The following is a 12,518-nucleotide window of genomic DNA, read 5'->3' on the forward strand; positions in this document are numbered from 1 at the left end:
TGGAATAAAAAGGGGCTTTCGATCGGATACTAAACCGTCGCCCCCAAAAAGCGGGAGGCTGCTGCCGAAGCCTATAGGGCATCGCCCATTCGTACATACAGGGAGGTTTCTCCACATGAGCACAAACACTCCGGCAGGTCCGAAAGGTCTGCCGATCACCGGCAATTTGCTGGCATTCCGCAAAAATCCGCTCCGCTTCCTGGAGCAGTCGTTCCGCGAATACGGGGAGCTCGTTCATCTGCGGTTCGGTCCGAGCCGTCATCTGTATTTGCTGACGAATCCGGACTGGATCAAGGAGGTGCTCCTGACGAAGCAGCACCATTTCCGCAAGGCGAAAGGGCTTCAGACGGCGAAGGCGGTCGTCGGCGAAGGCATTTTGACGAGCGAGGGCGACAAGCATCTCCGCCAGCGCCGGCTCATGCAGCCGTCGTTCCGCAAAGACCGGATTTCGCTGTACGGCGACTCGATGGTCCGGCATGCCGAACGGCTGATCGAACGGTGGCGCGACGGCGAGACGCGCGTCGTCACCGACGATATGATGAAGCTGACGCTCGACATCATTACGGAGACGATGTTCGGCACGCAGCTGGACGGCGGCGTGGAGGAGATCGGCCGGGCGATCGACGTCGGGATGAAGTACGTCAGCCGGAAAGCGTCCTCGATCATCGATCTGCCCGCCGGCTTCCCGACGAAGAGCAACCGCGAGTTCCAGGAAGCGTCGAAGCTGCTCGACGGCGTCATTTACTCGATCATCGAGCGGCGCCGCAAGCATGCCGGCGAAGGGGGAGAAGCGCGCCGGGACTTGCTGTCGATGCTGCTCGCCGCCAGGGACGAGGACGGAAGCGCGATGACCGACGAGCAGGTGCGCGACGAGGTGATGACGATTTTCATCGCCGGCCACGAGACGACGGCCAATACGCTCTCGTGGACGTGGTATTTGCTGACGCAAAACCCCGAGGCGGAACGCAAATTCCACGACGAGCTCGACGCGGTGCTGGGAGGTCGCGCCCCGACCGTGGACGATCTGGAGAAGCTGAACTATTTGCAGCTGCTCCTCTGGGAGTCGATGCGCGTCTATCCGGCCGTCTGGGCGATTAACCGCGAAGTCGCGGACGAGGTCGAAATCGGCGGACACCGGTTCCGTCCGGGCGATACGATCATGATGAGCCAGTACGTGATGCACCGCAATCCGAACTATTACGACGATCCCGAGCGATTCCGCCCGGAGCGGTTCGAGAACGATTTTCTGAAGACGATCCCGCAGTTCGCCTACTTTCCGTTCGGCGGCGGACCGCGCGTCTGCATCGGCAACAATTTCGCCTTGATGGAGGCGGCGTTGATCCTCGCCACGATCGGCCGGCGCTACAAGCTCCGGCTGGCGGACCGGCATCCCCCGATCGAGCTGGAGCCGCTCGTGACGCTCCGGCCGAAGCCGGGGCTTACGATGGTCGCGACGGCCCGCCAACCGAAATAGCGCATGCAGACGCCCCCGATACCGGAATCGGGGGCTTCTTGTATGGACGGCGAGCTTTCCCGCCGCTCGCAATGTTTTGCTTGACGTACGGCCCGCCCTCGTGCATACTGACTCTCAGTTACAACTAGAACGGTGGAGACTCGAGATGAATCGGCATTCCCTGTATATGGAATTCGGCCGCGAGGAATGGGCGGCGCTGCGCGACCATACGCCTCTTCCGCTGACGAAGGAAGAGTTCGAACGTTTAAAGGGGTTAAACGATCAAATTCCGTTTCAAGAAGCGGACCAAATCTATCATCCGATTACGCGGCTGATCAATTTGTACGTGGCCGCTTCGCAGCAGCTGCACCGCTCGTCCGTCGCCTTCACCGGCAGCCGCGAGGCGAAGACGCCGTTCATTATCGGCATAGCGGGCAGCGTGGCGGTCGGCAAAAGCACGGCGGCGCGGCTGCTCCAGCTGCTGCTCTCCCGCTGGACGAACCATCGCAACGTCGATCTCGTGACGACCGACGGATTTCTTCATCCGAACCGGGTGCTGCAGGAGCGGGGACTGATGAAGAAGAAAGGCTTTCCGGAAAGCTACGACATCAAGCGGCTGCTGCAGTTTTTGACCGAGGTCAAGGCCGGAAAGCCCGAGGTGGCGGCGCCGGTCTATTCCCACTTGGTGTACGACGTCGTGCCCGGCCGGCAGCAAATCGTGCGCAACCCGGACATTTTGATCGTGGAAGGCATTAACGTGCTGCAGGTGAACAAGGAGGCTCGGGTGTTCGTCAGCGACTTTTTCGATTTTTCCATTTATCTCGACGCCGACGAGCGGGACATTAAGCGATGGTACATCGAGCGGTTCCGGATGCTGCGGGACTCGGCGTTTCGCGACCCGCAGTCGTATTTTCACCGGTACGCGACGCTGACCGAGGAGCAGTCCGTGCAGACGGCGACGGAAATATGGAACGAAATCAACGCCGTCAATTTGCGCGAAAACATTTTGCCGTCCAAAGGCCGCGCCCGGCTGCTGCTGCAGAAAGGGTCCAACCACGAAATCCGCAAGGTGCTGCTCCGCAAGTAGGGGCAGTGACAATCGATATGGCATGCCGCAGTTGGGCGCCGGGTCTCCCGGCGCTTGTTTTTTATCGCCGTAAACGGTTAGCTCCGTTAAATCGCGCAAACGAATGCGCCCGTTCGCTTGCGCGCCTGCGTACCGTGCCGCGCCCCGCCGGGCATACTCAACAAACGGGAATACGTCCCGTACATTCGCCCTCCTTCGGGCGGCGGCCGCTTTGCGTTCCGCTAACGGGGGGCGCACCCATTTTTTGTCATTGAAACGATTGTCCGCGCTCCGTTACTATGAAGCTATCCGTCGATTTGTATACGGTTTCACACTGGTGCGGAGGGGATGACACGATGCGCCGTCCGCGGCTGACGTTCAGGCAAGCTTACCGCAACTTGCGGATCAAGCATAAAGTGTTTGCGCTTATATCGCTCGTTATGACGGTTTGTTTTCTCATTACGTACTTCTCGCTGCAGTACGCCTATTCGATCTACGACGAGCAGCTGTACGAGAAATCGTCGCAGGTGCTCCGGCTGTCGGCGCGCGGCATCGAGGACGAGCTCGGCAAGCTGGAGCGGCTGTCGTTCAATATCGCCACGGACGGCGAAATCCAGGAGGCGCTGCTCGCCCAAGCCGGCGACGCGTCCGACTACGAGAAGCTGCTGAAGCGGGTCAGCCTGAACGACAAGCTGCTCCGCTACGTCGGGTACGAGAAATATGTCTATTCGATCCAGCTGGTCGATACGGTCGGCAACGAATACGTGATCGGACAGACGGCGCCCGCCTCCGCTTCGAGAATGCGGGAAATCGCGGACGAATCGGCCCGAGGGGCGGGCGGCAACCGGTGGATATATCCGGAAGGGGACGAACGCGCGCTGATCGCCGCGAGGGAGATTCGCTCGTACCGCAATCTGGAGCTGACGCGGCTCGGGACGCTCGTCGTCCGGATTCGGATCGACCGCCTGATCGAGGACGTCTTGGCGGAGACGGAGCTGCGGAGCGGCGAACTGCTCGTCACCGCGGGCGGCCGCCCCGTGTATCCGCTGGACGGATGGCGGGAGCGTCCGCTGCTCGAGTCGGAGCCGGGGGGACAAGATCACAACGTGCGGGAGCTCGGCGGGGAGCGCTTTTTCATTACCCGCTTTCAGTCCGGCGGAACGGATTGGACGTATTACGGCCTCGTTCCGTTCGAGCGCATCTTCAACAAAATCGTGCTGATGAAGCAGGTTTTGCTCGCCGGCTTCGTCCTCAGCCTGCTGGCGGTCATGGCGCTGGCCATCGGCTTTGCGAGAAGCATCACGAAGCCGATGGAACGGCTGATCCGCAAAATGAAAAAGGTGCAGCTCGGCGACTTCTCGCAAAAGGAGTGGGACGAGGCGGAGACGGCGCGGCTTCCGAGCGACGAGGTCGGCCATCTGCAGCGGACGTTCCATCTCATGATCCGGCAAATCAACGACCTGATCACGGAAAACTACTCCAAAATGCTGTTGATCCGCGAAACCCAGTACCGGGCGCTGCAGGCGCAAATCAACCCGCATTTTTTGTACAACACGCTCGAGTCGATCAATTGGCTCGCCAAGGCGAACGGCCAGCCGAAAATATCGAGCATGGTCGAATCGCTCGGCTTCCTGCTGCGAAGCTCGATCCGGGCGAAGGAGGCGCTGATCTCGATCGGGGAAGAGCTCGACATCGTGCGCAGCTATATGACGATCCAATCGTTCCGGTTCGAGGAACGGCTGGACTTTCGGCTCGACATTCCGGACGGGCTGCGGCATTATTGCATTCCGAAGATGACGCTGCAGCCGCTGCTCGAGAACGCGATCCATTACGCGCTGGAACCGATGATCGAGCCTTGCCGCATCCGCGTTTACGCGATCGACGAACCGGACCGGCTCACGCTCGTGGTGGAGGACAACGGCCCGGGCATGGATGCGGAGCGGCTGGAGCAGGTACGCCGGGGAGAGGCGAGCTCGCGCGGCAGCGGAATCGGGCTGCAAAATATCGGCGAACGGCTCGCGATTTTGTTCGGCGACGAATACGGCGTTCGCGTCGACAGCGAACCGGGGGCCGGCACCAAAGTTTACGTCTGTTTGCCGTATCGAACGGAGGGAGAGCATGTATAAAGTGCTGCTGGTGGACGACGAACGCATCATCCTGGACGGCATGGCCGGCATCGTCGATTGGGCGGCGGCGGGAACCGTGCTGGCGGGCAAAGCCCGCAACGGCGTCGAGGCTTACGAGCGGATCGTTCGGGATCCGCCGGATATCGTCGTCAGCGACATCCGAATGCCCGGCATGGACGGCCTGCAGCTGGCCGCCCGCCTGCACGAGACGCATCCCGCCATCAAAATGATCGTGCTGTCCGGCTTCGGCGAATTCGAGTACGCGCAGACGGCGATGCAGTACGGCGTAAAGCATTATTTGCTCAAGCCGTGCAACGAGGGGCAAATTGCGGAGGCGCTGCGCGAGGTGGTCGGAGAGCTTCGCCAAAGCGAGCGGCGGGAGCGGTTCGTGAGCGGCATCCGGGATCAGCTGGAGAAAGTGCTGCCCCATGTCAAAGAGCAATTTTTGAAGGAATTCGTCACGAACAAAACGTACGGCGGCCGCGACTGGCAGTATTACCGGAATTTGTTCGGCTTCGGCTTCGATCGGCTGCAGGTTCGGCTGCTCGCTTTTCAATTGGAAGGGCCGTTCGAATTCGAGCATTTGTTCGCCGTGAAAAATATCGCCGCCGATCTGCTGCCGCACGCGCTGCTGAGCGCCACGGTAGGGGATCACGTGCTGATCGCGGTCGAAGACGCGATGACCGAAAGCGAGCTGCACGAGAAAGTCGGCGACATCCGCGGAACGTTCGTCAAATATTACAAGATCGACCTGACGATCGCGCTCAGCGAAGCGGCCGACATTACGCAGGCGAGGACGCTGTACAACCAGACGCTGGAATGCTTGAATCACCGCTTTTATTTGGGCGAAGGCGGCTTGATCACGAAACGGGACGTCGCCCGGCAGGAGCACGTTTCGGCCGGCGACTTCGATTACAACGAGGACCGTCTTCTGCTGCCGATCAAAACGGGACACGTGGACGAGGCGTACCGGGAAATCGACGACTATTTCCGGCAAATCGCCGGACTTCGGACCGATATGCAGCGGGTGAAGTCGTACGTCATTCAGTTGTTTATGGCTGTCATCCGGCTCGCCCCGGAGGAAGCCCTCGGCGATTATATGAAAAGCATCGTCGCGCTGACGGACATGAACACGCTGCCGGCGTTCCAGCAGTTTCTGAAGGAGACGGCGGGCCGAATCGCGCTCCGCCATTACGAGCAAAACCGGAGCAAGCATTCGGCGATCGTCGGCAAAATGAAGACGGTCGTCGAGGAGCATCTCGGCAATCCCGAGCTTTCGCTGAGCTGGGTCGCCAGCCGGCTGCTGTACATGAACGCCGACTATTTGGGCAAATTGTTCAAAAAGGAATCGGGCGAGAAATTTTCCAGCTATGTCGTTCGATGCCGGATCAAGAAGGCGGTCGAGCTGCTCGAGGCAAGCGATAACGTCAAAGTGTTCGAGCTGGCGGAGCGGCTCGGCTTCGGCGACAATCCGCAATATTTCAGTCAAGTGTTCAAGAAGCACGTCGGCTGCGCGCCGTCGGAGTATCGCAAGTCGTAGGCAGGGAGCGCAGCGAAACGAAACTCTGTTTTTTGAACAAAACAGTACGGTTTTTTGCGTAACCGTCCCCGGTACGGACCATGGATAATAGGAAATGTAAGCGACAACAAACCGCGAGCGATTTCCAAGTTAGGGGAGGTTGTTACATGAAAAAGGCACTTTTATTCGCCATGTCGTTGACGGTATTGTTCGCGTCGGCGGCATGCTCGACCGGCGGCGGAAACGCGGGCGCTCCGGACGCCTCCGGCGAGCCGAACAAGGACGCGGCGACGGCCGGGCAGCCGGTCAAGCTGCGCATCGCCTGGTGGGGCGGGCAGGCCCGTCACGACTACACGCTGAAAGTGATCGACATGTACCAGCAAAAATATCCGAACGTCAAAATCGAAACCGAATACGCTTCGTTCGACGACTATTGGAAGAAGCTCGCCCCGCAAGCGGCGGCGAACCAGCTTCCGGATATCATCCAGATGGACATCACCTACTTGAGCCAATACGGCGGCCGGGGGCAGCTCGAAGATTTGAAGCCGTATACGCAAAAAGGCACGTTCGACGCAAGCTCGGTCGGCGCGAACACGCTTGCAAGCGGCGAGCTCGGCGGCAAGCTGTACATGATCCCGCTCGGCGTCAATGCGCTCGGAGCTACCGTGGACCCCGAGATGCTCAAGAAGGCCGGGGCGGCGATGCCGGCGAAAACCTGGACGTGGGACGACATGGAGGCGCTCGGAGCGAAGCTGAAAGCAAACGGCAAGCTGATGATGGACTACTTGCGCTATGACGTCTTCTTCCCGTACTATTTGCGGACCGTGGGGCAAAAGATGTACAGCGCCGACGGAACGTCGCTCGGCTATGCCGACGACAAACCGTTTGTCGATTATTTCAAACGGTACCAGAAATGGTACGACGCCGGCTATATGCTCAGTCTCGACAAGCTGGCGCAAAAAAAATCGACGCCCGAGGACGACGAAATGGTGCTCGGCAACTCGTTCGGTTCGTTCGCCTGGTCCAACCAATACGTGGCGTGGACGGCGGCGGCCAAACGGCCGACGGAGCTCATCCCCGTGCCGGGACCGAACGCCGACAAAGGGCTGTTCCTGAAGCCGAGCATGGGCTTCTCCGTGACGAAAAGCTCGAAGCAGAAAGAGGAAGCGGTCAAATTCATCAATTTCTTCGTGAACGACCTGGAAGCGAACAAGCTGATCAAGGGCGAGCGCGGCGTGCCGATTTCGTCCAAAGTGAAGGAAGGGCTGAAGCCGTTTCTGTCGCCGGAGGAGACGAAGGTGTTCGACTATGTCGCCTGGGCCGAAACGAACAGCAGTCCGATCGATCCGCCGAATCCGGCCGGCGCGGTCGAGGTCGAAAAGCTGCTGAAGGACCTCAGCGAGCAGATTTTGTACAAAAAGATTTCCGTGGAGGACGCCGCCGCCAAGTTCCGCAAAGAAGCGAACGCGATCCTGGGCAAAAACAAGCCGTAACCGCACCCGCATCCGTCGACCGGGCCCGCCGCCGCGCAGGCCCGGTTTGCCGTTTTCCGGCAGCGGGGCCGGGCCTTCGGAAGGCCGCTTTTTTTGCAGCGGATTCCGTGCGTTCTCCTCCCTGCAAACCCTCTGCTTTTTGAACAAAGTAGACGGTTTTTTGCATTCTGGCGCGCCGCCTCGTCCGGCATAATGAAAGCATGGAACCGGAATGGCCGAATTTCGCGCATTGCGCGCACGGCAAGCTACCCGGATGGAGGTCGAGGGCAATGAAGCTGCTGGATCGCGACAACGTGGTCGGATACGTGTTTACCGCGCCGTTTATTATCGGCTTTCTCGTCTTTACGCTGTACCCGATCGTCTCGTCGCTCTACTATTCGTTCACGTCGTACAATCTGCTCGAGCCGCCGCAATGGATCGGCTTCGACAACTACGCGAAGCTGCTTGGGGACGACGACAAAATCGGAAAATCGTTTCAGGTGACGTTTACGTACGTGTTCGCGAGCGTGCCGCTGCGCCTCGGCTTCGCGCTGCTGGTCGCCATGCTGCTGAACAAGGCCGCGGCGGGGATCGGCCTGTACCGGTCGGCCTTCTATTTGCCGTCGCTGATCGGCGGGAGCGTCGCCGTTTCGATCATGTGGACGCAGCTGTTCGGCGACAAAGGGCTGCTCAACTCGGCGCTGTCGCTGATCGGCATCCATACCGAAACGTCGTGGATCGGTCATCCGCCCACGGCGCTGTGGACGCTCATCCTGCTGTCGGTATGGCAGTTCGGCTCGTCGATGCTCATTTTTCTCGCCGGGCTGAAAAACATTCCGCACTCGTACTACGAGGCGGCGAGCGTCGACGGAGCGGGGGCGGTTTACCGGTTTTTCCGCATTACGCTGCCGCTGCTGAGCCCGATCATTTTGTTCAACTTGATCATGCAGACGATATCGGCGTTCATGACGTTTACTCCGGCGTACATCATTTCCCGGGGCGAGGGCGGGCCGCTGGACAATACGCTGCTGTATTCGCTTTATTTGTACCGCAGGGCGTTCGTTTTTTTCGAGATGGGCTATGCGTCCGCGATGGCTTGGGTGATGCTGATCCTGATCGGCGTCATTACGTTCGTTCTGTTCAAAACGTCAACCTACTGGGTGCATTATGAGTCGAAGGGGGAGAAAGGGATATGAGCATCCGATCGATTCGTCCGCGGCGGGTCGCTTACCACGTCATCGTCACCGTTTTCGCCCTGTTTATGGTTTATCCGATCCTGTGGCTCGCCGTCAGCTCGCTCAAGCCGAACGACGACATTTTTTCGACCGCGTACAGCCTCATTCCGAGCCGGATCGAATGGGCCAACTATATAAGCGGGTGGAAAGGGTTCGCGGGGACGACGTTCGCCACCTTCTTCGGCAATTCGCTGTTCCTCGTCGTCCTGTCCACGATCGGCGCCGTCGCCACGTCCGCGCTCGTCGCCTACGGCTTCGCCCGAACGGAGTTTTTCGGCAAAGGCTTCTGGTTCGGCTGCGTCATGATGACGATGATGCTGCCGCACGACGTGACGATGATTCCGCAATACGTCATGTTCGCCAAGCTCGGCTGGCTGTCCTCGTTCAAGCCGATCATCGTGCCGAACTTTTTCGCGACGCCGTTTTTCATCTTCTTGACGATGCAGTTCATCCGAACCGTTCCGCGGGAGCTGGACGAAGCGGCGAAAATCGACGGCTGCAGCAAATATACGATCTTTTTCCGGGTCATCCTGCCGCTCATCGTGCCGGCGATCGTCACCTCGGCGATCTTCTCCTTCTATTGGCGCTGGGACGATTTCATCAACCCGCTGCTTTATTTGAACAAGCCGGAGCTGTACCCGGTATCGCTGGCGCTCAAGCTGTTCCTCGACGGAGAATCGCTCAACAACTGGGGCGGCATGTTCGCAATGTCGACGCTGTCGCTCGTGCCGGTCGTCATCGTCTTTTTCGTCTTCCAAAAATATATCGTGGAAGGGATCAGCACGAGCGGGCTGAAAGGGTAAGGCAGTAGCGGAGCCCCGCATCGTTTTGCGGGGTTTTTGGTTTGGAAGGTTTAACGAACCCGGCAATCGTTATCGGTGCCCGAATGCGGCGGTTTGAGGTTACGAACCTCAGTAACGTTATTTCCGGCAAATCGGATCGTTTTCGTCCATTTTCGGGGCAATAGCGATGCCTGGATTCGTTAGCTTGGAAAAAGGGCCGTTTTTCCGCTATTAAGCATCGTAGGATTCGTTAGATCCAAACGGAAGGCTGACCGAGAGGCGTGAGCGGCCGCGACTCGGCAAAAAAAGCGGAGTCGCTGTCCGAGGCATGTTCCGAAGCAAAAACCGATGCATAAAACGAACCGTACGGCAAACCCTATACTCGGTTTGCATTTCCATATCCGACAGGAGGAAAAAACGCGATGCAATTAGCGGCGCACGAGGCGCAGGATTTGCACGAATTGGCGATGAGCTGCGTCAATTCCATTACGAATATGGCCTGCTTCATGAACGCGGTTCAGGATGCCGAATTGAAGGCGATTTTGCAAAAGCATTTTCCGCTCCATATTCAGGACTACAACATGAAGGCGGAATATTTGAGCAAGCCGGAAGGGACGGCCGCGAAGCTGCCGGTGCCCGACCTGGCGCAAACGCTGCAGTCCTACGTCCAGGGTCCGACGGCCGTTTCGCCGGTCGCTCCCCGCACATCCGTTCAGCTGTTTAACGACCGCGAAATCGCGACCGCGTACTTGCTGACGCTGAAACGGTCGGGAAGGGAATACGCCTGGGCCGCCATGGAAATGAGCAATCCGGGACTGCGTACGTTTTTGGAGGACGCGTTCCGGATGAGCTCCCGCCACGCCTACGAGGTATGGCAGTGGATGGTGAAGAAAGGGTACTATCCGCTCGAGCCGGCCGCGCAAACGACGCTCAATACGCTCGGCGGCATGTATCAAACGGTTCAGCAGCCGGCCGCCGTGCACTGAGACGGGGGCCGGCACATTCGACTGTTGCATGGCTTCGCGGACCCGCATCTTGCGGGTCTTTTTTCGTACGCCGAACAAACGCGGGAGCGACCGACGGAGTGTATCAACCGTTAAGCGAACGGCTTTGCGCCCGGTACAGGCTCGCGTACAGCCCGTTGCGCCGCAGCAGCTCGTCGTGCGTGCCGATTTCGGCGACGGTGCCTTCGTCCAGGACGACGATTTTGTCGGCGCTGGCTACGGTTGACAGGCGATGGGCGACGACCAGCGTCGTGCAGTGCCGCCCGACCTGCTCGAGCGCCGCCTGCACGGCGGCTTCGGACCGCGAGTCGAGGTGCGAGGTCGCTTCGTCGAGGATGAGAATGCGCGGCTGCTTCAACAAAGCCCGCGCGATCGACAGCCGCTGCTGCTCGCCCCCCGACAGCCGGTATCCTCTTTCGCCGACGACGGTGTCGAAGCCGTCCGGCAGCGAGCGGATATAGTCGAGTATGCTCGCTTTGCGGCAGGCGTCCTCCATTTGTTCCGCGGAGGCGTCCGGCTTTGCGAACGTCAAATTGTCCCGGACGGACGCGTGAAACAGATGCGTTTGCTGCGTGACGAAGGCGAGCTGCGCGCGCAGGCTGTCGGCCGACACGTCGCGAATGTCGCGGCCGTCGATCTCGATCGTGCCGGCGGACGGATCGTGCAGCCGGGCCAGCATGCCGAGCAGCGTCGATTTTCCGGCGCCGCTGGGTCCGACGATCGCCGCCAGCTCGCCGGGGCGAACTTCGAACGATACGCCGCGCAGCAGCTCGCTTTCGGGGCTCGCCCGGTAGGAGACGCCGTTGAAGACGATACGCCCTCGGACGGGAGGCAGCGGTTCGCCCCCGCCTGCCATCGTCGCGTCCGGCCGCATATCCTGGTATTCGAATATGCGCTCGAATACGGCCAAGGAGGCGACCATGTCCATATGGAGGTTGAGCAGCTGCTGCGTCGGACCGAACAGCCGGTTCAAATAAACGGTAAACGCTACGATCGCGCCGACGGTCATCGTGCCCTGCATCGCGCCGAAGCCTCCGTACACGTAAATGAAAATCGTGCCCACGGACGGCATCGCGCCGTTCAGCATCATCACCCATCGGCCGATCACGTTCATTTTGATGTCGAGCCGCATCGTTCGGTCGTTCAGCTCGGCGTATTTGTCCGCCTGAAGCCGTTCCCGGCCGTACAGGCGCGTCAGCAGCGCTCCGGAAATGCCGGTCGTTTCCGCGATATGCGCGGAGAGGTCGGTTTTGACGGCTTGGCTTTCCGCCGACAGGCGCTTGCGGATTTTGGCCGCTTTGCGCGACGGAACGATGCAGAGCGGCAGCAGGAGCAGGGCGAGAAGCGCCAGCTTCCAGTCGAGCGCCAGCAGTACGATAATCGACGTCAGCCATATCGTCGATTGGGTGATCGCGGTTACGACGCTTCTCGCGACGACCGATTGAATCATTTGGATATCGCCCGTCAGCCGCTGCTGCAGTTCCCCCGATCGGGACCGGGTAAAAAACGACATCGATTGCCGCAGCAAGTTCGCATACGCGGTTAGACGCAAATCGCGCATTATGCGCTGTCCGGCGACGTTTTCCAGATGGTGCTGCCCTACGTCGAGCAGTCCGGACAAAACGGTAACCGCCGCGGCGCCCGCTCCCAGCATGAGCAGCAGCTTGGCGTCTTTGGCCGGAATGGCCGCATCGATCATCGATTTGAACAGCAGAGGCGGCACGAGCGACAGCAGCGAGCCGGCGAGCGCCAGCGCGACGATGGCCGCGGCGAGCCGCCGGTGCGGCCGGAACAGGGCGAATATGCGGCGCAGCGAAACGGGGCGCGGGGCGCCGGCGGGCGCGGCGCCGGCGTCGGCTCC

At 59.9% G+C, this 12,518-nt stretch carries 9 protein-coding genes; 8 read left to right on the plus strand and 1 reads right to left on the minus strand.

Features of this window, described 5'->3' with window-relative positions:
• Nucleotides 1-115: 115 nt before the first annotated feature.
• From PV407_RS05315 to PV407_RS05350, 8 genes are all read left to right on the plus strand, one after another.
• A complete protein-coding gene (locus PV407_RS05315; protein WP_332088849.1) occupies nucleotides 116-1,474 on the plus strand; it encodes a cytochrome P450 in 1,359 nt (452 codons plus the stop codon).
• A gap of 145 nt (nucleotides 1,475-1,619) precedes the next feature.
• On the plus strand, nucleotides 1,620-2,540 hold the full coding sequence (gene coaA, locus PV407_RS05320) for a type I pantothenate kinase (RefSeq protein WP_332088850.1): 921 nt from the start codon (nucleotides 1,620-1,622) through the stop codon (nucleotides 2,538-2,540).
• Nucleotides 2,541-2,875: 335 nt separating this feature from the next.
• Nucleotides 2,876-4,645, plus strand: coding sequence for a cache domain-containing sensor histidine kinase (locus tag PV407_RS05325; RefSeq protein ID WP_332088851.1), 1,770 nt, complete (start codon nucleotides 2,876-2,878; stop codon nucleotides 4,643-4,645).
• Nucleotides 4,638-6,185 (plus strand): response regulator transcription factor, encoded by a 1,548-nt coding sequence (locus tag PV407_RS05330; RefSeq protein ID WP_332088852.1) that lies wholly within the window; start codon nucleotides 4,638-4,640, stop codon nucleotides 6,183-6,185. The genes PV407_RS05325 and PV407_RS05330 overlap by 8 nt, the downstream gene beginning before the upstream one ends.
• Nucleotides 6,186-6,331: 146 nt before the next feature.
• Complete coding sequence (locus tag PV407_RS05335) at nucleotides 6,332-7,657, plus strand: ABC transporter substrate-binding protein (RefSeq protein ID WP_332088853.1); 1,326 nt, start codon at nucleotides 6,332-6,334, stop codon at nucleotides 7,655-7,657.
• 269 nt (nucleotides 7,658-7,926) lie between these two features.
• The gene (locus tag PV407_RS05340; protein WP_332088854.1) at nucleotides 7,927-8,832 is read left to right on the plus strand and encodes a carbohydrate ABC transporter permease; all 906 of its coding nucleotides are present in this window, start codon (nucleotides 7,927-7,929) and stop codon (nucleotides 8,830-8,832) included.
• Nucleotides 8,829-9,674: a carbohydrate ABC transporter permease gene (locus PV407_RS05345; protein ID WP_332088855.1), complete on the plus strand. Its 846-nt coding sequence runs from the start codon at nucleotides 8,829-8,831 to the stop codon at nucleotides 9,672-9,674. Before PV407_RS05340 ends, PV407_RS05345 begins: the two co-directional genes overlap by 4 nt.
• A 401-nt stretch (nucleotides 9,675-10,075) precedes the next feature.
• On the plus strand, nucleotides 10,076-10,639 hold the full coding sequence (locus PV407_RS05350) for a spore coat protein (RefSeq protein WP_332088856.1): 564 nt from the start codon (nucleotides 10,076-10,078) through the stop codon (nucleotides 10,637-10,639).
• A 103-nt stretch (nucleotides 10,640-10,742) separates the two neighbouring features.
• Here the strand turns inward: PV407_RS05350 and PV407_RS05355 are convergent.
• A partial coding sequence (locus PV407_RS05355; RefSeq protein WP_332088857.1) for an ABC transporter ATP-binding protein occupies nucleotides 10,743-12,518 on the minus strand: 1,776 nt, incomplete at its 5' end.

This window comes from Paenibacillus sp. GYB003 (genome assembly GCF_036577625.1).
In the GTDB taxonomy this organism is placed as follows: domain Bacteria; phylum Bacillota; class Bacilli; order Paenibacillales; family NBRC-103111; genus Paenibacillus_AB.